Below are 20,837 nucleotides of genomic sequence, written 5' to 3'. Positions count from 1 at the left end.
TAATTTAAATCGGCAAAAATATAGTAATGTTTAACAAATATATAAAATTATTCATAAAACAATTAGCATTTTTTTAAATGGTTTTACTATATATATAGCGACTCAAGCCATTTATATCTATTATATGTCTACCTGATTCATCTTGTTTCAACTTAATATTATTCTCATGTATTAAAACATCCATTATTATATCTGTATAAAGTCTTCCATATTGTCCTTTAACAAGTTCGTAAAATTTATAGTAATAAAGATTTTCACCATTGAACACATGAAGCATATCTCTTATGAATAAACAAAACTTATACATTAATTCTTCCTTGGATTCATCACTTATTTCACTCATTTTAATTTCTACAGGGGTTTTAGTTCTTTTACCTGTAGGGGTATTATATAAAATAACTTCATTATATGTTTCTTTAGCTATATCCTTGTAGGCCTCGCTTACTTCCTTAACTTCTGAAACGGCTGATTGATCTAAACCACCTTTAATCTCTATGAATCCAATAGAGCTAAACATATAAAAACTTTTCTTTGAATGAAAAGAAAATTCATTGAGTAGTTCTATTCTAGGACCAATAGTCCTTCCCTTTGCTTCATACCACCAGTCTTCTTTTTTTTCATCAGTTAGAAAAATTACATTAGATTCATTTTTTTTGGCATAATCTAATACTTGTCTCCAAAGGATATAGTCACCATACTTATTTTGAACCTGTACTCCGTTGTAAAATTTAATACCTTTTTTACCTTTTACATCTTTATATCCAGGAGGTATATTCTTAGAGAATCTATCGTCTGCATCTACCATTATTGCTTTAAGTTCTTCTTCTGAATAAGGGTCACCTACTCTATCCGTATACAGCTCATTAATTTTTAATCTTATTAAATCTTCTTCTAAAAGATCCTCTTCCTGGCTTATGTTTTTAAGACCTTTAATCTTTTCTTCAATTACTGATTTTATTTCTTTAACTAAGGATTCCAAATCATCTTTATGTCTCTTTTTAAAACTTGATAGATCATCATTAAGAAATTCTCTAACTTTTTCCGGGATCTTTTCAAAAGTAGCACAGACTTTATCATTTGATCCCCTCTGTTCTAAAATAACTAATTTCCTATTGTAATGGTATTCTAAACCTACTTGATGTGGCATCCATAAATTTTCTTTATATTTATTCAGTAGTTCAAGAATTTGATCTGATGTTTCCTTGGTATATCTGTACAAATTAAGTAAAACGTTTGTGTCTAAAATAATAATCGATTCTTGCCAAATTTTTTCATCATTTTTATCAAAATAAAACTCGCGGAATTTTTCTCTCAATCTAATTTCCCCCAATGGATAAGTTCATATGAATTATCGAACTAAATTGGATAATTTGAAGAGATTGCGAATTTTGTCGAACGAAAAACGAAATTATAATAGTTGAGGAAATTACAATATTAGCCGCCCGAGGCGACAGCAGCTAATTATTTAACGTAAAATTCGTTTGTATAGAATGTACCAACTGTTTCAATATGGTTGCCATGTTTGTCGTATCGCTCTACATCAACCTTGAATCGATACGTACCTTTCTTGTTACCAAATGAATCCTTGATGTCAAATTGATCATAAAGTTTTTCACCGGGATTAAGCGGGTTCGGAGAATTTGTTTTAATCGTCTCCCACTTTCCATTAACCTTGCGCTGCGGAATAAGGTTCGGTCCTGCGATATAGTCATTGTCATTTTTGACAGCAACACGAACGACCTTATCCTTTCCTAAAATATGATTCGCTTTTGTCGGATTCGCTGACACACCTTTTAATGATGCCATGCTCATCATCTCCCTTTTTATATTTTTGCGCTCCTATCCCTCACCAAAGCACCTGCAGCCATACACCCAAAAGACGACTGTTCCCATCAAATCATCGTTTCCTCCGGATGCGGCCGCCTTGTCGTTGGTACGTTTGGCGTCTCGTTCCCATTATTTCTTCCCAATCACGCGTCGTTATCGGATCAGCATCGCTCTTCTTACTATTAGAACCAGGAGCAATGCGCTTTAATTGCTTCGTTGTTTCTACAGATAAAGAATCCCTGATCTTCATTTCACTCGCTCCTTGCCGAATAAGCACCACCTTACGCTATTCGCTTAAATAGATTTTGCAATGATGACTACACTCCGAGAGGATGCCAAGTACAGTCATTCATCAAGTAAAATGAAAAACTGTCCTCGATACGGCTGCCGCAGACCAGCTGCTATCCAGGCTCAGAATGTTCCTCTCGTATGGCCACATTCCTCAACACCTTTGTTCCGTATCCAGATACGCCATTGATAAGGGAAAGGCGCGTCTCCCAATAAAAAAGCGGACACCAATCAAGGCACTTAGAGTGCTCAATGATTAGCGTCCGCAGGTTCTTCCTTCTGGACAAAATATTCACGTTCGTTTTGCTTGTCTCTATCATACGATTACCCACGCATGAAAAAAGGTCCCCATTTTATCCCCCTTTTTGTCGGCTTTTTCTCTGCAATGCAAATAAAAAAGTGCCCATAAAGATGGACACTCTAGTTTTAAAAATCATGTTCAAAATCGATGTCATATAAATCAACCCATTCAACAAAATCAGGCATAGTTTTTGTACTTAAAAAGTGTTGAACAATTCTATATGCTTCTTCTCGACTTACATAACTGCATGATGGTACCTTCATTGGTTCTCCACCAACCAAATGCTCTATTGTTTCTATTTCAACATCCTTATTCAAAGGGACTAAATAATCAGGATGTCTCATGATAAAGAATCCATATGGCTCATCATAAAAGAAAATAAGCCATTCATCTTCTCCTTCTACCTCAAAACAAGAATCTCCACTTCCTTGTTTCCAATAATCCGCTTCTTTTTCAAAGAAAATATTTTTAATAAATTCTTCTTCTGGGTTTTCAATTGGTTCTTCAACTGGTCCGTTATATACAATCACGAAATTTCCTCCTTATTTAGTTGCTTTGATAACTAAAGGTTTTTCTAATCCACCACTATAAACTTCTAATTCATCAACCCCCAACCTTTTTAGCAAGGCTGGCATTTCCCCTCTACAAATATTGCAAGTCTTCCTATCTACAAACATAGTTACTTTTTGCGGTAATTGACCTTCCTTTTCAAAAGCTCTAATTAATGAATGAGATTCTGCATGTGTCAATGACTGAGCATGGCCTAAATGTTTAGGGGAACTCTTTTTAGGTGGAACCCATTGTACTTCTTTTAACCACTTTTGTCTTAGCTCTCTTGTTGCTTGTTGAGACTCCTTAGTGATAGTAGAATTCACTCCAAAAAATGTTCTGTCATTAACTTTAACTGCTGCTACCGTATCACCAGAATCAATAGCATAAGGTTTTAATCCCGCTTTTTCCCTAAATCTCTTTATTTCATCATAGCTTTCACTAATTTGTTTATTTGACTTTTGGATAACTCCTGGAGTTTTCTTTATAGGTCCTTTCATACCAAACGGTAAAAGCATTGCAAGCGCCGTATTCATACTGGTTTCCTGCTGTTCTTTCGAGACCTTGTTTCCAAACATGTCTCGACCTGTAATCGCTTCGCTGAAGCCGTTGGTCGCGGTGAGCCCGTATAAACCTTTTTGGGATGTCTTTAGGGCATCAAAAGATTTTTGAGACGTCTTGTAGATGTCGACCGCTCTGACTGCGGCTGAAGTGGCTTGGGTGGTTTTATAGACGGCTTTCCCGCCTTTAAAAATGCGTCCTGCCCAGCCGACGATAGGGATATAACCGGCTGCTGCCATGCCACCTGCAGCGACTCGTTGGCCTGCTGTAAGCTCTTCGCCTGTGATTGGATCGACGCCCGTAGCTGCTCGTTTTGCATCATTCACACCGGTTAGCTCATTGACAATGTTTCCCCCATAATCAAGGGCTTTTTCATACCAAGGACGGTTGGCGAGCGCTTCTTGTTCCTTTGCGATCTCGCGGGCTTCTTCTTGTTCTTTTTTGATTTTGAGATATTCAGCAGTTTGCTTCTCAATATCGCTTTTTGCCTTATAGATTTCACTATCTTGAAATGCTTTTTTGTCAAAATTCATAGGTGAAATGGATTTCCCGTCATTCGTGGCATTGATCATTTCTCCGTACAATGCCATTGTAGCTTGCTGCTCCGTTTCTGACAAAGCATATTCATCTTTTAAATTTTGATCAAGCTCTATTAAGTCTTTTACTGTCTTTTTTCGAACATCTTCAGCATCTTCTATTTTTTCATCAAAGGTTTGGCTATCGAATACCTCTAGGGAAATAAGGTCATCGATATCTTCAAAAATCGTTTTAAGAGCATTTTTTTGACCCTTCACAATGCTTTTGGCATTTTTCATGCCCATATGTACTGCATTGTCTAAAAAGTGTTCTTCTACGAAGGTGTCCCCGCCAAAGCTCGTATCATCAAGTGTCCCAGAAACACCTTCATGAAAGGCTTTCTGCTTATCGATGAAGCTGATAAACATATCTACATTTCCGGCGAGCTCTTTGTAGAAACTTTTAATGTTATCGGCACCTTTTCCAGTGAAATCATCACCAAGATTTGCCACGCCTTGTAGTGCCTTTTTTAAATCAACCATTTGTTCACGGAGTTCCTGATAGTGTTTCGCCCTTGTATCCATGGCACTTGTTAGTGCTTTTGCATCAAGTATCTTCCCCAGCAGAATTCACTCCTTCCTATTCATTGACAAGGTCAATTTTACCAACACAAAGTTTGTCATTAAATAGGAATAAAGATACAAAAACAGCACTCAGATGATTCCAAGTGCTGTCGAAAGTTTAAACGTTGCTTGTTTTTTCAATTTGTAATATCGATCTTTCTTTAACCCGAGCTCTTCGCATACCTCAAGATCTTTAACCATTCGTGAAGTAAGGTACTTCATCCGAATAATGTCTTGTTCAATTTCATCCAAGCTGTACTCTAGTGCTCTTTCTATTTGCCGCACCTTCAGCTCCGAACAAACATTTTGATCTATTAATCTTGGAAACAAAGTTAAGATGCCATTTGCTTTTTGCTCATCCAAGTTCTCTTGTTTAACTTTTAATGCTTTATAAAGCTTCAATTCATTTATTAATGTCTGACGGACCTGCTTTTCATTTATCTCTGGTAAAAGGTGAAGTGCTTCAACTGTCAAGGTTATTCACCACGCATATCACATCTATTTTAAAGCGGCTAACTCTTCTTTATCGTTTGCCCATAGTAATTTAGATTCAATTAAATGATCGTCAAAAAAGTTAGTACCTTTTAGGATTTCTTTAAATTTCTCTCCTTTTTTTGAATACACGACATTATAGAAAAGCATTAATAATTCCATTGAAGATAACTGAGCTCTAAGTATCCCTCGGTATTTCTTTTGTTCTTTTTCATTTTGTATTTTATCAGTGCTGAAATTTTCATCTTGTATAAATTTTACAATTCTATAAAGGTTTCTATAATAGTGTCCAATTTCTTCTTCTTTATTATTATATAACTCCTCATACGCATTTCTCTTTAAAATAGAGGGTTCATACAATGTTTCTTTTCTAATTTGTTTCATAAAACTAATGGTCCATTCATCATTAAGATCTTCAATAAACCTCTCATTAGATAGAGTATAATCAATTGTTCCATCGAAAGTATAATAATAAAATCTATTACTATTTTCAATAAGTAAGTAGTCCAATAAATATGGATTGTTCATATATTCAATAAAAAGATCGTCTATTTCTCTTCTTTCAAATTCATCATTAAATTTATCTGAAAAATCATTAAAGTATTCTTCATTATTAGATTCTAATTTTCTTATTAGTTCTTGATTTATTTCCGAACGATTAATGTTTTTTAGTTCCGTTTCAAATCTCTTAACTTTACTATTGTTTAAATAAATAGATCTCAAAAATTTTTTTAATGCAATTGGATCTTCATTTTTAAGCGAAATCAAACGACTTTCCCAATATTTTTTCACAAAATTATTGTAATTGAACCTCAGTTCCCCATATATTGTCTCAAAAAAATTACGTCTTACCTCTAAATCTTTCCACAAATTATGATGTAGATTAATCATGTTAAAGAAAGTACTCTCAAACTGTTGTTTAGTCAAAGTCTTGTTTGTAAGTTCAAACTCTTCTCTCGTTTTAGCTAGCTCTTCTCTCTGCATCTTTAATTCATCTTGTTGCATATCAAGTTGCTTTTTTTGCATTGAAATACTGGCAATAACAAATAACATGCTTGCCAACGTTAAGAGGCCAACAGTGGTTCCACCAAAGAAATCTCCTACTGGCCCTAATGCTTCAAACGTTTTTTGATCTAAATTATTTCTCACAATGAATAATATAAGAGGAGTTGATATCGCTGCAACAATCACAATTCCCCCAACAAATATCCACTTGTTTTCTTTAAACCATTCTTTCATTAAATTATCTCCCATCATCCAAAAATCCTATAAATCGTAACATGTAATCCATAATATAACAATGTTCACATTATTTTATATCCATAATCATACTGTATCCTTATAGGTAAGCCATTTTTTGAATGAATACTAGTCTTCCCGTAATCAGGAATATTTGATAAGTAGGCTTTGTGGTTAACTCCGTCTAGGATTAGCAGCTTTACCCTTCCGTACTCGATATGCTCTTCAATTTTCTTTGTAGTTAGAATTTCAATAGGTAAGTTCATGCACAAGGCCTCCCATGTTATAATGAATTGTGCAGATTCAATAGAACTGGAGCCTTGTGCTTCGGTTCTTTTTATTTGCCCTGAAGAGCTTGCAAATCACATACACACATTCTAAAGAGATGTTCGTCCCTTAAATCTAAAGACAAATCAATCAAAGCCTTCAGATCATCTTCAGTAAGTGCCTCTTCCAAATTTTCAGCCCAAGACTTTGGAACAACCAAGGTATTACCACTAAGGAACCTTACTAAAATGTCATCTTCAGATACTTTAAGTACATAACCTTCTTTGTTAAGTGTTTCTCTTTTGCCTTTCCTTGATGCTTTGATCCAGTCTCCTTCTAAGAATTTGTTTTTCATCTGATAATCCTCCATCCTTTCTTAATTCTACTGACTAGTTCATATTGTTTAAGTGGTTCATAGAGGTGGACTCGCTGTCCATCCTCTTTGCGATAAAGCAAGAACCACCGTTTTGATCGTTTGCGTGCCATCTTAGGTAGCCCCGTCTTCCTCTTCTTTTTGATCATTCCCGTCAGAATCGTCTTTCACACTTTGAGAGGAATCTAAATCTACATCAGCTGCTTCTTCATCTTTTTGCATCGGCACAGCTTCGTTGGCTTGATCCTCTTTCCAATCCCACCATTTTTCAGCGAGTGGAGCCACTGCAGCTCGGTAATCATTGATTAGATCAACGATAGCACCGGATGACATCTCAAGCTCTGAAGCCAATTTGCGGTATGATTCACCCTCAATGCGCCGTTTCACAATGTCAGCCATATTCTCTGGGAAACCTTCTTGCTCTGGTGCCATACCTTCTTGGATGAATTGATCCACCACTTCGCGTTTAATTTCCATAGGCTTTTCTTCAATTTGTGGTTTTTCTGCAGGTAAGCCCAATTCAGCCTCTAACTGTTCTGGCTCAGGCTCAGCAATGTGGACCACACCGCTCTGATCTACTTGATAATTTACGATGGGTCGCTCAGTGTGAGCATTGATCTGCACGTTATAGCGGACAACATCGCTCTCAATTTCAACACGCACATCGTTATCAATCATTTCAGCAAGATTTTGAATGCTGTTTCCTAGATCCTTCGTTGAGATTTCAAGGACCAATTCTGTAACACCCTTAGGCTTGTGATTTACTTTCTTGACTGATCCATCAAAATTTACAAAAGACATATTTGTTCCTCCTCATGGGTTGGTTTGAGAGTTGATACTTCGACTTCGATTCTCGGTGAGCTGCTGTAGAACTTACTTACATGTAAATCAACTATCTGGCTATCATCCTGCCAAATGACTTTATTCAGGCCATCTTTTATCCCTTTGATGTAGTTATCAACATCTGGCTTCTTGGCTGGTCTCAACTCGCCTTTTTCGGCTGCTGCGGCCTTTTTCTTGCTGAAACTTTTTAGGGTGGATTTGTAAACTTTAACCCTCAACTCCAGTGGACCTGTAAGAAGTTGATTAGGACGGTGATCGCTCGCAGCCAACTTAACGTATTGCTTAAAGTCTCGTGACTTCTTGGGGTCGTATAACCTTGTCATTCCATTCATATGAGTAGCTCTTGGACGCCCTTGTGCAACTGGTTCTCCGTAGACGGTGAATGCTATCTTCATTCAGATGCCTCCACCCTAGCGTTATATGTTAACACCCTACTGCCACGCTGACTCTTGAGAGAAATGACAAGCATTTCAAGTTCATAGAGTGATAAATTTTCAGGGTTCTTGTCCAAACTAGCTAAATATCCAATACGAGTTAATTCGCTTAAAAGGTACTCACGACGCTGTTTGCTATTAATATTTGACATGTTCATCCTCCGTATCATAAAGCGGCTTCTATTTGCCGCGACAAGTTTACAAACCTTCCGTACTCTTTCATAAAGGCAGCATTTATTGTTCCAACTTCACCATTTCGCTGTTTAGCAAAGATTATTTCAACTATGTTTTTCTGTTCACTATCTTTGTTGTAATAATCATCACGATAGAGGAACGTAACGATATCAGCGTCTTGTTCAATGCTTCCTGAATCACGCAGATCAGACATCATTGGACGTTTATCTTGCCGCTGTTCAACTCCACGTGAGAGCTGTGATAGCAAAATGATTGGAACATTAAAGCTTCTCGCCATATTCTTCAGCTCTTTGGTGATGGCACCAACCTCATAGTTTTTGCTCTCAAATTTACCGATTGAGGTAATGAGCTGAAGATAGTCAATGACCACTAAATGATCTTGATCAGGGTGATCCTTTTTCGTTTTTCGGATCTGGGACCGGATGTCTGCGACTGTTTGTGTGGGCTGATCATGAATATAGATATCTAATTTTTCGTATTCACCCATGGCTTTGTTGGCTCTGTCATAATCTTGATCGCTAAAGTACTTTTTTGGATTCCTCCACTTCGTGCCTTCAATTCTCCCAAGGCTACTTAACATTCGATGGGTTAACTGTGTATCTGACATTTCGAGCGAGAAAATATCAGTTACTCCACCCTTTAGTGCGTTGTTACATCCTAGGTTAAGAGCAAAAGCAGTCTTTCCCATTGATGGACGAGCAGCCACGATAATCAAATCGCTTTTTTGCCAACCACCTGTCATAGCGTTCAGATCTGCAAGACCAGTGTCGACTCCTGTAAGTTCTCCTTGATCTTCTTCCATGCTCATGAATATCTCCGTCAAAACATCCATTTTCGTCCGAGTAACTTTAACTCCAACTTCTTGTACTTCAATGGTCTTTTGATAAAGCTCAGTGATTCCCTCATCGCATGGGGCATTAGCAAAAGCTAAAGCTGCACTTTGTAAATCTCTGAGTCTAAAAGCCTCGTAAATTAATGTTTCATAGGTCTCGAAAGCATGTTTTGAGGGAACAGTACTTGCAAGATTGGTTAAGTATTCAAAGCCTCCAATTGAATTTAAAAGGTCTCCCATAGATGCAGCGATATTGGCCAATTCAACAGGCTTACCTAGCTTGTCCACTTCCCTCATCGCTTCGAAAATCCGCTTATGGCGTTCTTCAGCAAAATGTCTGGGCTCTAGTGCAGTTTCCTTAATCAAATCACCCTCAAGGATGATACAACCTAATAAAAACTGTTCAGCCTCTACGTTTCGCAAATTTTGCATTTTGTTCCCACACTTTCTGTTTCGCTAAGAATTCATTTTGCTCTGGTTGTTTGATTTTGATCTCTGCGATAGCAGGTGGGAATCTCTTTTCAGCAATGTGCTGGTCGATCTTTTTTAAAACCTGTTCATAGGGTTGATCCTTTAAGTGGTCAAGCCAGAGTATAATTCTTTCTTTTCCGATCGCGTCTGTAGTGAGTTCAAACCTTGGATAGGCAGCTGCAATCCTTGTTAGGATAGACATTGCTTGCTCTTGATCCATGTTCATCAACCTCCTCCAAATTTAATCCCATTTTCTTTTGCGTATTGAGCTAGTGCGTCTAAATTACTTTGCCTATGCTGCTTTGGTTTAAATTCAGAAACATTGTTTTTAAGAGGCTGATGTTGGTGCTGCTGTGCATGCCAACGATCAAGAATCGCTGATTCCAGGTATGCAAATGATTTAATACTGTCTGCTCTATGCTTTGGTTGATATTGATCAAATACCTCGTCGATCCACATCAATATGTTTTCAAGTGGGATTCGCTCCTTGAGAATCCTTTCAATGGCAGCTGAATCTTTTGGTGTTAACATCAACCCGTCTTTTCGTGATAAGTACTTTTCTTCGATCTGCTGGAAAGGAGTTAGATCATGTTCTACTGAGGCTCTCTTTTCTTCCTCTTCTTCTTTAATTCTTAAATTCTTTAATTCTTGATATAGTTCCGACTTCGTACCGCTTTCGTTCCGTCTTCGTTCTGCGATAGGTTCTCCTTCCGTTCTGGGTTCTGTTTCGTGATCACTCGAAAACTCTTGATATGACTCGTATTTCACGATGGTGAATAGTGTTCCTAGTTCCGTTTCGCTAACAGTGATGATGTTGTTCGTAACAAGTTTCTTAATTGAACGCATAATTGTACTTTTAGACAGCTTTTTTAGCCCTCTTCCTTCTTTATAAGCGAGGTCCTCACATAGTTTTGAGTACGATCTTATGTACTGGCCCTTATTTAATACAACTCCATTCATTTTGAAGCCATCTTGATGACTTGCTCTCATAACTAATAAAGTGAACAGTCTAAAGGTAGTCACGTCATTCCATAATTCGTGTTCTAATATTTTTCGGTGTAGCTTTACCCATCCAGTAGACAAATAACTTCCTCCTCTCCAACACCTTCAGTTAAGGCCTTTTAATTTCACATAGAGCGTACATTCCACTTATCCTAATAAAAGTAAGACCTGTCTCATTTCTTTGGATATAACCCTTTACATATGCTCTAAATAAAGTAGCTTGATTACGACTTGATTTAGATAAAGACAGATACACAAACGGAATAGGAACTTTAATGATTAGCTTCTCTCTCATTAGCTGTTCACCAGCTCAGAAAAATGGATGATCCGGTTAAGACGGTTTGTAGATCGACAATACTTACACTTTTCACACCTTCTCGGTCTTTCTCCACCATGCTTAACCTGAACGATCCGCTCCATGTTTTTTTCTATATCTTCTAACTCAATTTCCATCCTTGACTCATCAATATTGATAACTGCTTTATCTGGTGGATCTTCTTTCGATATGGCCACAATCAAAGGCTCTAACCATTCACTACGTCCTGCTTCCTGTCTTTCTAATTCTGCATAGAGAGCCATTTGAGCAATATATCCATAGGCTTCTACAAATGAACAATAGCCAAGCTCTTGATCCCATATCCTTTCCCTAAGAGAGCGAGTTGTTTTAAGATCAGCAAAGCGGCCACCTGCAGGGTTGTACACATCGAGTTTTCCTTTCCAAGGCACTCCGAACAATTTAGCTGTGATGATCACTTCTTTATCTCCTTGAAGAACAAACATGCACAAATCGTCATTCTGTATAGCTTCAATCATGAGATCAGCCAATTGATATTGTTTATAAAGCTGGCCCTTTTGTGTAAATAGAGCAGGTGTGTTTCTCTTGAATTCATCAAAGGCCTGATCTCCTTCAAGCCATGCATGGACGTATTGTCCGAATAAAAGAGCCTCAGAGGACGGTGGATGCCATTCACCGTTGAGTTTTGCCATTGTAGCCGCCTCACACTCTAAGAAACTCTTATATTGAGAATTTGACATATAAACTCGGTCTATCTCGTTAGAGTAATAATTCTCCTTGTTGATTGTCGGCATCATCATTTGCTGGCTCACCAGCCTTTTCAGCACTTTCTTTTTGTTCCTGCTGCTTTAGAAATTCTTCTTCAATTTTGGATTTTGTAGCATTAGTAGTACCTGAAGCTTTGACATTGAAATAGTCCTCTTTCTTTGCCATTCCATCACGAAGTGAAGTATAGATGCGTCCTATTTTGAGATAATCTTGCTCAGTAAAGGCATCCAATTTGCTACCGACATATTCCTCGACCATTTCCTTCGTAACACCAAAATCAGCTTTAAATGTTGTTAATGCTTTTCTTAAACGGTCTTCTAAAGGCTCTTTATGACCACTAATCAGCGTTCTTTGACACATATCAACTGCGGCATCAACAATGTCTCCTGGTATCACTCCGAGAATGCACGCACGAACCCGACGTGCACCTTGGTTTGCAACCAGTTCATAAATATCTCTTGGATCATTAAGCTTTGTAATGGATCCTTTTGCTTTCCGTTCATGCTTCACCGTAAATATTTTGGTCTGGCGAGTATTGGTTTCAAGATCCCATGCATAAGCCATAACAGAAGATTCTCCTGCTTTTTGTTCAAGTTCCATGATTCCGTAATCAATGTTCCCCCAATTCTGTGCCAAAGCTTCAGCGAGTCGAATTGAAGGACCTGATACTTTAGTGCCACCTCGTGGATATTCATAGACTGCATTCTCAGCTAATAGCCTACGCTCACATGCTTTCTTGATTCGTTCAAAGGCAGCATAAACGTCTCGTGGAAATTTCTTTGCTATGACCATAGCTGCTTGTACTTCTTGTGCCTGCCGACTAACCATAGCTTCTGTTGTTACTGAAGTTCCTGCTGATTGCTGAGAACCTGCCATATAGTTTGAGTAATCAACATTTGACAATCCATTCATATAAGAAACCCCCATTGAATTTAGGTGCCAACCTGCTTATAATAGTGGTTGACACCTTATTCTGTGTCTGGTTATTTAGATGAGAGTTCACTCCCAACAAGTGAACTCTTTTATTTTGCTGTTTTAAACTCAAAATCAAGTTCCTCTGCAAGATATCGTTCTAGATTTTCTCGCAAGATCAATTCACCCGAATTTTTATCCTCAACATAGTCATCTTCTAGCAAAATTTCTGACCCATAAAAATCAATTCCAAAGTGTTCTTCTTGCCTCACCATATCTTTTGGATAGCCATATCTATTAATCTCTGTGATAATCGGATGCTCAATATTCATCTTCTTCCCTCCTTTTCTGTTTGGTGTAAACATCAAGAAATCTCTAATTTTGAGCGGATCGCATCTGCCTTTAGTTGTTGAAATTTCTCAAAGGCTTGTTTATCAGGAAATTGGAACATTGGCTTACCTTTGTTAGTCATCACAATTGATCCATTCACTTGTGATAGATAGAACTGATCAGACTGTCTCTCACTGAAAGGTTTAATAACTGGTTTAGTTCTCAAAACTTCTTTCCTCCTTAACACATTATTTGATGCTTATTCGCATCGTCCGACCGCGGATGGAGCATGATTTGAGGGGGTAGGTGTACACTGTCCCATCCGCAAGCCGGACGACAAGAATAAGCCTTGTCGTGATCTCTAAATAACGCTATAATGAGATCGATCATTTTGTTATTCATGGTTTGAAATGATTTAAGCAGTAAGTGTCGGAGCTTGCTGCTTTTTTCTGTTTTCTATTTCCGTTCTGATCTGTAATTCCAGAGCGGCTAATAAAATGAGCCCTTCCTCTGTATGACGCATCTGACATTGTTTCACGATATCTTTCGCCTTCATTAAACGACTTGCTGTGAACAAATACTTCACCTAGATCAATCCTCTCAATCTATTTTTTAGTGATTTTGGATATTTGATTTTTGTAACCCTCGCAGCCTGTTTTAATAAATGAACCTTAGCTTGGCTTTCGTAACGCTGAATTTGGTTTAAAGATTTAGCAATATCTTTGTGAGCTGCTAATGCCGTATCTGTATCAGCACTCTCTAATGCTTTCATTAATCTTTTTTGTAGTTGTTCAATACAGATCATTTCAGCTGTTATCCCTTCATGATCAATACTCTTGAAAATTGCTTTTCTCATCTTCATCCTCCAAACAAAGCCATGATGGCTGTAATTTGCTGCGTGACTGCAAGTGGATCGACACCACATAAAGTTGCGATCATGGCTTCTTTTGCATTTGTCGCCTCCATCCACCGTACATATGTAGGAACATCAAGCATCTTTTGATCGTTCTCAAATTTTGATATGCAGCTCCTTGAGCGACTTAACAATTCAGCCAACTTCTCTTGGGACATCCCAGCTCTTTTCCTTGCTTGTCGGAGCACTACCCCCAACCTCAACTTCCTCACCCCCTTATTGTTCTTATATAGAACATGTTGCGAATTGGAACAGCAAAACTTAAAAATCCGCTGTATTCTAAGGTGGTAAATTATTAATCATTCAACTGGCTGAAAATTGGATTCCATTTGTGCTAATTGCCATTCTTCAAGAACTTCTCGTTTAAAGAAAATTCTTTTTCTTATTCGAAAGAACGGTATTTGTTTTTCACGAACCATTGTGTAAACAGTGTCGTGATGTACCCCAAGAAAATCAGCTGTTTCATGAACAGTCATAGTTGTTTTTGTTGGCAATTTAACAACCTCCTTATTGAATTTAAGCATTGTCATCAAAGAACAAAGTCCAATCGATTTCTAATACTTCTGCTAATTTTTTTGCGATTTTAACACTGGGCTTTCTACTCCCAATCTCTATCATTGTGTAGTAAGGTCTCTCAATACCGACAAGATTTGCTACATCCTGTTGTACTAGAGATTTACTTTCCCTAGCTAATTTCAACCAGTCACGCATTGTAACACTCCTTTTTTAAAAAAGTAACGTTTCGTTACCCTTATAATAGTATCATTGTGTTACAAAATCAACCCTTTTGAGAAAAAAAGTTTCTTTTTGTTACATTCACTTATATGTAACTAAACGTTACGTTAGAATGTATTTATTAAAGGGTAGGTGATAAAATGTTTCCAGATAATTTGAAAAAAATTAGAAAAGAAAAAAAACTAACGCAACAATATATGGCAGATAAACTTGGTATCTCCAGACCAGCATATACAGCCTATGAATTAGGGAAAAGAGAGCCAGACCATAATACGTTAATAGCTATATCGAACATTTTAGATGTCTCGATTGATTTTCTTCTCAAAGGTAGAAACAGTATTGATGAACAAACAAGTCGAATATTAAATGATCCGGAAACATTAATCGCTTCTCGAGATGGAGAAATTACCGAAGAAGAAGCTCGTGAATTATTAGAATTAATCCTTAAAAAAGGTTTTGGTAAAAAAGATTAAATTCGGAGTTATAAAAACAGGGGGATCTAATTAAATGAAAAAAGGAAGATTGTTATTTCTACTGATTTTTTGTTTAGTCTTCCTTGGTGCATGCGGTAATAACTATACTGCTGGTACTGATGAAAAAGACACAGAGAAAAAACAAGAGACTCCAAAGCAAGAAGAATACGTTGATGGTCCTTTGACAAAAGTTGGTCAAAAGAATAAAGGTGAGGACAACGAAATATATGAATTAAAAAATATTAAAGTTGTTGATGAAACCACTGACCTTGATCCATTGTCAATAAATATCAAGGACGTAAAAATTTTGAGTATATCTAATATTTCAGATGATCTTCTCGAATCGTATCAACAGGGGCTTAAATTGAAACTTAAAAACCCCGTTAATTACATACAAATATCTTTTTCAGCAGAGAACAAAGGGAAAATTGATTTACTATGGCCACAAATATCACATGTTATCTTGAACACAAAAGAACAAGTTAACGCTAAAGAAAACCAACTACTTGACTCTGGAGAATGGGAACTTTATTCAGGAGCAAAAAAGGATATAACTCAAGGTATACCTTTTGAAAGTGATCCTAAAGACATAAAAGAAATCACTTTTGTTTTTGACAGCTCCGTTGGTAATGGAACTACTGTTACTGATGAGAAAAAGGTTAAAGTCAAATTTTAAATAGATACTCAATTCGAGTATTTATTTTTTTAAAATAAAATACGAACATATATTCTTAAACTAGGGGGTATTTTTCTTGAAATACATGTATTCCGCATTAGAAATAGAAGTGAAAGATATTTATAGCAAATTACCTTTAGATGATATGAACCCATTAAATATTGAAGCAGTGGCCAGACACTTTGATATTTCTCTTATTTATAAATCAGCAGAATCAAAGGCGATTAGTATCCTAAATAAGAAAGTTATTGTCATAGACAAAAGGAAAGACTCATTTCAACAAAGAGAAGATTTTTGTCATGAACTTTGCCACATTTTAAAACACACTGGGGCACAGAATAATACACATTATCTCTTTAAACAAATGCAAGAAAATCAAGCAAATGCATTCATGTATCATTTTGCAGTTCCAAGTTTCATTTTGAATAAAATAGATATGCCCAACTCCATATATGAAGCTGTGCCCTTTATATCAAGACGTTTTGGAGTTTCATTTGACTTTGCGCATCATAGACTGGAAATGTTCTATCGTAATCTGATTACCTTTCCAAACTATTACAATCAGATTCAAAACAAAACAATGCTTGAATATGCTTTTTACTAATATGTAAGCTTCAATGTTTAGTTATTCAAAAAGGAAAAAGACTCTAAATTATTTGTTGTAGATTTCTCATAGTAGGAGTGATTTATATGGCTAGCATTGAAAAAAGAGGAAACAATTCATATAGATTAATTGTTGAAGCTGGTCACGATATACACGGAAAAAGAAAGAAAAAAACTAAAACCATTCGCATAGAAGATACTAAACTATTAAAGACGAAAAGAAGATTGCAAGAGTATCTCTCAGACCAGCTCTATCAATTTAAAATCGAAGTTTCTTCTGAAGAATACATAGAACCTGAAAAATTAACATTTGAATCTTTTATCGCTAAGTGGAAAGAGAAGAAGCTTTATCAAAAGAGCGGAAAACCTTATTCTCTCACTACTTCAGATGTATATTGGAGACATTTAAAAAATCACATTCTACCTGTCTTTGGCAATAAAAAAATGGAGCAAATAAAAAGCCTTCATATTGTAGATTTTTTAGACAGTTTAAAAAAAGATGGCGCACGAAAAGATGGGAAATCAGGAGGTTTAAGCGGGGCCACTATACAGGACATTTTTAAAATTTTACAAGTTGTTTTTAAAACTGCAACTGAAGAATGGAAGATCATTAAGGTTGATCCTATGAAAGGACTCCCTCAACCAGAAAATGAAAAGCAAGAAATGAACTATTTTGAAGCTGACGAAGCTACTGAATGTATAAAAATTTTGTATAAAGAAGTTGATATTAAATGGAGACTTTATTTTTTAGCTGCTATGATTGGTGGTCTAAGACGCGGTGAAGGTCTTGCACTTGAATGGCATTTGGATGTTGATTGGGATCTCGGCGGCTTTCATATTAATCGTTCAATTTCAAAGACAGTTGATGGCAAACCCTATGTTAAAGAACCTAAAACAAGAAGTTCTAAACGCTTTGTAAAGATGCCTAACTGGTATATGGATGAATTAAAGCAGTACCATATCATGTGGAAAAAAGAAAAACTATTAGTTGGTGACTTATGGGAAGGTGATGATCACCAATATTTATTTCATAATGGTTTTGGTGAGCCTTACTATTACACAACCCCTACTTCCAAATGGTCAAAAATCAAAAACAAACACAAATTAAAAAACATTCGACTACATGATTTAAGACATACAATGGTCGCTCTCCTTATAGAGGCAGGTGAGAGCATTAATGCTATTCAGAAAAGAGCCGGACATGCCAGTGCTAAAACAACCTCAGATATTTATGGTCATGTCACAAACAAATTAGAATTTAACACTGCAGAACACTTTAATCATTTTGATCCTAAAAATATTGAGAAACAATCTGGCGGATAAAGTTCGTCCCCAATTCGTCCCCAATCAAAAGAAACAGAACAAATCTTCGTTGTCAAAAAAACAAAAAACCCTTGCCTAGCAAGGGTTTCAACGATGATTCCGACTGGGCTCGAACCAGCGACCTCTACCCTGTCAAGGTAGCGCTCTCCCAGCTGAGCTACGGAATCGGGTTATGTATCAGTTCTGGGCTTTCTGTTACTGACAGTTTCTATTATATAACCAGCATAACCAGTCGTCAATGGTTTTGTTCAAAAAAGGTCAAAAAGCCGGTAGACGGACCGGCTTTTTTCTTCCTTTATGATTGGTTGACAAGAACGGGCTTGAGTTGATCGAGTGCTTGTTTGAAGTCGCGTTTGAGGTCTTCTCCGTTTTCTACTCCTACACTTAATCGAAGCAGGCCATCTGTAATCCCTCTTTTTTCTCTTTCTTCTTTTGGCATAGCCGCATGTGACATTTTGGCTGGGTATGACAGAATGGATTCGACAGCGCCAAGGCTGACGGCAAATACTGGTAATGCGACAGCATCCACTAATTCTTTGACCGCTACTTCGTTTTCTAATTCAAATGAGAGAACGGCTCCAGCTCCGCTCGCTTGCTTTCGCTGAATGTCTGCCCCAGGATGGTCATCTAAGCCTGGATAGTATACTTTTTTCACCGCAGGATGTTCTTTGAGGAATGAAGCGAGTTCAAATGCCGTTTGGCTGGCTTTTTCTAATCTCACCTGAAGGGTTTTTAATCCCCTTAACACAAGCCAGCAATCCTGCACGCCAAGGACCGCACCGAAGGAGTTTTGCAGCGAATACAGCTCCTCACCTAACTTCTCGTCTTTTACTACAGCTAAGCCTGATAGTACATCACTGTGTCCGCTCAAAAATTTCGTTGCACTATGCAGGACAACGTCAACGCCAAGATCGAGCGGACGCTGAAGAGCGGGTGTTAGAAATGTATTATCTAAAAAAGTCAGACAGTCATGTTCTTTGGCAAGCTGGACGACACCCCCAATATCCGTAATTCCTAGAGTCGGGTTTGACGGTGTTTCCAAGTAAATGACTTTTGTATTCGATTGAATGCCTCTTTTGACTTCATTCAAATCCGTCATGTCCACAAAGGTATGCTCAATGCCAAATCGCAAAAGAACTTGAGTAATCATTCTGAAAGTACCGCCATACACATCTCTTGTGACAAGGACGTGATCTCCTTTTGATAATAGCAGAAAAGCAGTGGAGATGGCTGCCATGCCTGATGCAAAAGCAAGCCCTCTTGTTCCTCCTTCTAGCGCCGCAATCGTATCCTCTAATGCTTGACGTGTAGGAGTCCCCGATCTTGAGTAGTCATATTGACCAAAATCATCAAAGCTGCTTTGATGAAAGGTGGACGCATGCTGAATCGGCACACTGACAGCACCTGTTGAACGATCTGTTTTGAATGCATTATGAACGAGTTGGGTTTCGAATGTCCAATCATGTGTGGTCATTTAGCATGTACCTCCTCTTTTACTTGTGATAGTGCCTGCTTTAGGTCTGCCTTCAGATCATCTACGTGCTCAATACCAACGGAGAAACGGAGCAGTTTGTTACACACACCGTTTGCAATGCGAATTTCCTCAGGAATATCCATGTGCGTTTGCGTCGCTGGATACGTAATGAAGCTTTCAATTCCGCCAAGACTTTCAGCAAAACAAATCGTTTTCAGCTGCTTCAAAAATGGATTGACCCAGTCCTCTTCGGCTACACGGAATGACAGCATTCCTCCCTTGCCTGGGTAAAGGACATCTTGAATTTCTGGCTGTTTCTTTAAAAACGCTGCTAGCTCCTTCGCATTTGCCTCGTGCTGGCGCATTCTAAGAGCCAGTGTTTTCATCCCTCTCATTAACAGCCATGAGTCAAATGGAGATAAAACGGCGCCAATTGCGTTTTGATGCTGGAACATGTCTTCAGAGAGCTTCTCTCCTTTTGTCACCACAAGCCCGGCGAGAACGTCATTGTGCCCGCCTAGATATTTGGTTGCACTATGGATGACAATGTCTGCTCCAAGCGTAATCGGCTTTTGCAAAACGGGTGTGTAAAAGGTGTTATCAACAATGACCAATGCGTCATGTTCTTTTGCAACCTTCGCTATTTTTTGAATATCCGCTTCCTGCATCAGTGGATTTGTCGGCGTCTCAATAAAGACTGCTTTTGTGTTTGGCGTGATTTTAGAGCGTAAACAGTCTTCATCTGAAAAATCATCGTAAAGAAAACGTAAGCCGTACTTTTTCCATTCCTTTTCAAACAAACGGTATGTACCGCCATATAGGTCTGATGAGACGATGAGTTCATCACCGCTTTCAAATAGGGCCATAATCGTTTGGATCGCAGCCATTCCCGAACTGAAGGCAAATCCGGCGGTCCCTTCTTCGAGTGAAGCAATCGCATCCTCTACAAGCTGCCTTGTTGGGTTTTTCGTTCGAATGTAATCAAATCCGGTTGATTCCCCTATACCTCTATGTCTGTATGCTGTTGAAAGATAAACGGGGGGACTGACCGTACCAGTCGCCTCTTCGCTCCGGTTTCCAATTTGCGCTAATGTCGTTTCCACATGTTCTGTCATTTGACACCATCCTAAGTAAAAATCTGATTTCAAAACAGAAAAACCCCTTCTTCATAAGAAGAAGGGGTTTTAATCGCTTCCTCTTATCTTCCAAGCAAAAAAACTGCTTGCTGGATTTAGCACCTTGGTACATCACATGAAGTGATGCATACCGGTTGCTGAGGTTTCAAAGGGCCAGTCCCTCCACCTCTCACGATAAGAATGTGTTGTCTGTCTGTTCTAATTCTTAATACTGTAACGCATTAAATCTCATTTTTCAAGAGGAAATGGAACAATTAATTGAAATTTTCTGTATTTTATAACAGATTCGGTGTTAACTGAATTGATTGCATGTTAGCATATAGGAACAACATTATTTTTCATGTTACAATGAATGGAAACATTTCACTTTGTGATGAAATCGGTTA

Annotated in this window: 30 protein-coding genes, 1 tRNA gene and 1 riboswitch; of the genes, 4 read left to right on the top strand and 27 right to left on the bottom strand. The window is 37.7% G+C overall.

The window, feature by feature from the left end:
* Positions 1-73: 73 nt before the first annotated feature.
* The 24 genes from ACQYAC_RS19190 to ACQYAC_RS19075 form a co-directional block, all read right to left on the bottom strand.
* Complete coding sequence (locus ACQYAC_RS19190) at positions 74-1,315, bottom strand: PIN-like domain-containing protein (RefSeq protein ID WP_429684580.1); 1,242 nt, start codon at positions 1,313-1,315, stop codon at positions 74-76.
* Between the two features lie 146 nt (positions 1,316-1,461).
* The gene (locus ACQYAC_RS19185) at positions 1,462-1,806 is read right to left on the bottom strand and encodes a structural protein (RefSeq protein WP_429943909.1); all 345 of its coding nucleotides are present in this window, start codon (positions 1,804-1,806) and stop codon (positions 1,462-1,464) included.
* A 91-nt stretch (positions 1,807-1,897) separates the two neighbouring features.
* Positions 1,898-2,077: a hypothetical protein gene (locus tag ACQYAC_RS19180; RefSeq protein WP_429943908.1), complete on the bottom strand. Its 180-nt coding sequence runs from the start codon at positions 2,075-2,077 to the stop codon at positions 1,898-1,900.
* 464 nt (positions 2,078-2,541) lie between these two features.
* Positions 2,542-2,946, bottom strand: coding sequence for a hypothetical protein (locus tag ACQYAC_RS19175; RefSeq protein WP_283860091.1), 405 nt, complete (start codon positions 2,944-2,946; stop codon positions 2,542-2,544).
* A gap of 12 nt (positions 2,947-2,958) precedes the next feature.
* Positions 2,959-4,668, bottom strand: a complete 1,710-nt coding sequence (locus ACQYAC_RS19170; protein ID WP_429943972.1) for a ribonuclease YeeF family protein — start codon at positions 4,666-4,668, stop codon at positions 2,959-2,961.
* 87 nt (positions 4,669-4,755) lie between these two features.
* Positions 4,756-5,139 carry an ArpU family phage packaging/lysis transcriptional regulator gene (locus tag ACQYAC_RS19165; RefSeq protein ID WP_429943907.1) on the bottom strand — a complete coding sequence of 128 codons (384 nt, stop codon included), beginning with the start codon at positions 5,137-5,139 and terminating at the stop codon, positions 4,756-4,758.
* Positions 5,140-5,163: 24 nt separating this feature from the next.
* Positions 5,164-6,396 (bottom strand): putative phage abortive infection protein, encoded by a 1,233-nt coding sequence (locus tag ACQYAC_RS19160; protein ID WP_429943906.1) that lies wholly within the window; start codon positions 6,394-6,396, stop codon positions 5,164-5,166.
* Positions 6,397-6,461: 65 nt separating this feature from the next.
* Positions 6,462-6,662 carry an XtrA/YqaO family protein gene (locus tag ACQYAC_RS19155; RefSeq protein WP_133743970.1) on the bottom strand — a complete coding sequence of 67 codons (201 nt, stop codon included), beginning with the start codon at positions 6,660-6,662 and terminating at the stop codon, positions 6,462-6,464.
* 71 nt (positions 6,663-6,733) lie between these two features.
* Positions 6,734-7,018, bottom strand: coding sequence for a hypothetical protein (locus ACQYAC_RS19150; RefSeq protein ID WP_129548419.1), 285 nt, complete (start codon positions 7,016-7,018; stop codon positions 6,734-6,736).
* 132 nt (positions 7,019-7,150) lie between these two features.
* On the bottom strand, positions 7,151-7,837 hold the full coding sequence (locus ACQYAC_RS19145) for a hypothetical protein (RefSeq protein WP_429943905.1): 687 nt from the start codon (positions 7,835-7,837) through the stop codon (positions 7,151-7,153).
* The gene (locus ACQYAC_RS19140) at positions 7,825-8,274 is read right to left on the bottom strand and encodes a RusA family crossover junction endodeoxyribonuclease (protein WP_429943904.1); all 450 of its coding nucleotides are present in this window, start codon (positions 8,272-8,274) and stop codon (positions 7,825-7,827) included. The genes ACQYAC_RS19145 and ACQYAC_RS19140 overlap by 13 nt, the downstream gene beginning before the upstream one ends.
* Positions 8,271-8,465: a hypothetical protein gene (locus ACQYAC_RS19135; protein ID WP_429943903.1), complete on the bottom strand. Its 195-nt coding sequence runs from the start codon at positions 8,463-8,465 to the stop codon at positions 8,271-8,273. The genes ACQYAC_RS19140 and ACQYAC_RS19135 overlap by 4 nt, the downstream gene beginning before the upstream one ends.
* 14 nt (positions 8,466-8,479) lie before the next feature.
* On the bottom strand, positions 8,480-9,772 hold the full coding sequence (gene dnaB, locus ACQYAC_RS19130) for a replicative DNA helicase (protein WP_429943902.1): 1,293 nt from the start codon (positions 9,770-9,772) through the stop codon (positions 8,480-8,482).
* Positions 9,744-10,031 (bottom strand): replicative helicase loader/inhibitor, encoded by a 288-nt coding sequence (locus ACQYAC_RS19125; protein ID WP_429943901.1) that lies wholly within the window; start codon positions 10,029-10,031, stop codon positions 9,744-9,746. Before ACQYAC_RS19125 ends, dnaB begins: the two co-directional genes overlap by 29 nt.
* Before the next feature lie 5 nt (positions 10,032-10,036).
* A complete protein-coding gene (locus ACQYAC_RS19120; protein WP_284385220.1) occupies positions 10,037-10,894 on the bottom strand; it encodes a hypothetical protein in 858 nt (285 codons plus the stop codon).
* A 213-nt stretch (positions 10,895-11,107) separates the two neighbouring features.
* Complete coding sequence (locus ACQYAC_RS19115; RefSeq protein ID WP_284385418.1) at positions 11,108-11,908, bottom strand: PD-(D/E)XK nuclease-like domain-containing protein; 801 nt, start codon at positions 11,906-11,908, stop codon at positions 11,108-11,110.
* A complete protein-coding gene (locus ACQYAC_RS19110; RefSeq protein ID WP_284385219.1) occupies positions 11,868-12,788 on the bottom strand; it encodes a hypothetical protein in 921 nt (306 codons plus the stop codon). The genes ACQYAC_RS19115 and ACQYAC_RS19110 overlap by 41 nt, the downstream gene beginning before the upstream one ends.
* Positions 12,789-12,898: 110 nt before the next feature.
* Positions 12,899-13,120, bottom strand: a complete 222-nt coding sequence (locus ACQYAC_RS19105) for a YqaI family protein (RefSeq protein ID WP_025092875.1) — start codon at positions 13,118-13,120, stop codon at positions 12,899-12,901.
* A gap of 32 nt (positions 13,121-13,152) precedes the next feature.
* Positions 13,153-13,344, bottom strand: coding sequence for a hypothetical protein (locus tag ACQYAC_RS19100; RefSeq protein ID WP_025092874.1), 192 nt, complete (start codon positions 13,342-13,344; stop codon positions 13,153-13,155).
* A gap of 189 nt (positions 13,345-13,533) precedes the next feature.
* On the bottom strand, positions 13,534-13,704 hold the full coding sequence (locus tag ACQYAC_RS19095) for a hypothetical protein (protein WP_155267116.1): 171 nt from the start codon (positions 13,702-13,704) through the stop codon (positions 13,534-13,536).
* Positions 13,705-13,974 carry a hypothetical protein gene (locus tag ACQYAC_RS19090; RefSeq protein WP_106156873.1) on the bottom strand — a complete coding sequence of 90 codons (270 nt, stop codon included), beginning with the start codon at positions 13,972-13,974 and terminating at the stop codon, positions 13,705-13,707.
* 2 nt (positions 13,975-13,976) lie between these two features.
* Positions 13,977-14,219, bottom strand: coding sequence for a helix-turn-helix domain-containing protein (locus ACQYAC_RS19085; RefSeq protein WP_223251388.1), 243 nt, complete (start codon positions 14,217-14,219; stop codon positions 13,977-13,979).
* Between the two features lie 111 nt (positions 14,220-14,330).
* Positions 14,331-14,525, bottom strand: coding sequence for a helix-turn-helix domain-containing protein (locus ACQYAC_RS19080; RefSeq protein ID WP_429943900.1), 195 nt, complete (start codon positions 14,523-14,525; stop codon positions 14,331-14,333).
* A 22-nt stretch (positions 14,526-14,547) separates the two neighbouring features.
* Positions 14,548-14,742, bottom strand: a complete 195-nt coding sequence (locus tag ACQYAC_RS19075) for a helix-turn-helix transcriptional regulator (RefSeq protein ID WP_429943899.1) — start codon at positions 14,740-14,742, stop codon at positions 14,548-14,550.
* Positions 14,743-14,906: 164 nt separating this feature from the next.
* Here ACQYAC_RS19075 and ACQYAC_RS19070 point away from each other — a divergent pair, with 164 nt between their 5' ends.
* The 4 genes from ACQYAC_RS19070 (at position 14,907) to ACQYAC_RS19055 (ending at position 17,841) form a co-directional block, all read left to right on the top strand.
* Positions 14,907-15,239, top strand: a complete 333-nt coding sequence (locus tag ACQYAC_RS19070) for a helix-turn-helix domain-containing protein (RefSeq protein WP_144525743.1) — start codon at positions 14,907-14,909, stop codon at positions 15,237-15,239.
* A 34-nt stretch (positions 15,240-15,273) separates the two neighbouring features.
* Positions 15,274-15,915 carry a hypothetical protein gene (locus ACQYAC_RS19065; protein ID WP_429943898.1) on the top strand — a complete coding sequence of 214 codons (642 nt, stop codon included), beginning with the start codon at positions 15,274-15,276 and terminating at the stop codon, positions 15,913-15,915.
* Positions 15,916-16,000: 85 nt separating this feature from the next.
* The gene (locus ACQYAC_RS19060) at positions 16,001-16,519 is read left to right on the top strand and encodes an ImmA/IrrE family metallo-endopeptidase (RefSeq protein ID WP_246877080.1); all 519 of its coding nucleotides are present in this window, start codon (positions 16,001-16,003) and stop codon (positions 16,517-16,519) included.
* An 86-nt stretch (positions 16,520-16,605) separates the two neighbouring features.
* Positions 16,606-17,841, top strand: coding sequence for a tyrosine-type recombinase/integrase (locus tag ACQYAC_RS19055; protein ID WP_429943897.1), 1,236 nt, complete (start codon positions 16,606-16,608; stop codon positions 17,839-17,841).
* Positions 17,842-17,935: 94 nt separating this feature from the next.
* Here ACQYAC_RS19055 and ACQYAC_RS19050 read toward each other — a convergent pair.
* The 3 genes from ACQYAC_RS19050 to ACQYAC_RS19040 all read right to left on the bottom strand — a co-directional run bounded on the left by ACQYAC_RS19050 (position 17,936) and on the right by ACQYAC_RS19040 (position 20,430).
* Positions 17,936-18,008: transfer RNA gene (locus ACQYAC_RS19050), tRNA-Val, on the bottom strand.
* Positions 18,009-18,136: 128 nt separating this feature from the next.
* A complete protein-coding gene (metC, locus tag ACQYAC_RS19045) occupies positions 18,137-19,315 on the bottom strand; it encodes a cystathionine beta-lyase (RefSeq protein ID WP_429943896.1) in 1,179 nt (392 codons plus the stop codon).
* A complete protein-coding gene (locus tag ACQYAC_RS19040) occupies positions 19,312-20,430 on the bottom strand; it encodes a methionine biosynthesis PLP-dependent protein (RefSeq protein WP_429943895.1) in 1,119 nt (372 codons plus the stop codon). Before ACQYAC_RS19040 ends, metC begins: the two co-directional genes overlap by 4 nt.
* A gap of 80 nt (positions 20,431-20,510) precedes the next feature.
* Positions 20,511-20,632, bottom strand: a riboswitch (SAM riboswitch).
* Between the last annotated feature and the right edge of the window lie 205 nt (positions 20,633-20,837).

Origin of the sequence: Bacillus sp. MM09(2025) (assembly GCF_050496725.1) — a bacterium.
In the GTDB taxonomy this organism is placed as follows: domain Bacteria; phylum Bacillota; class Bacilli; order Bacillales; family Bacillaceae; genus Bacillus; species Bacillus pumilus.
This window is presented reverse-complemented; position numbering and strand designations above follow the sequence as displayed.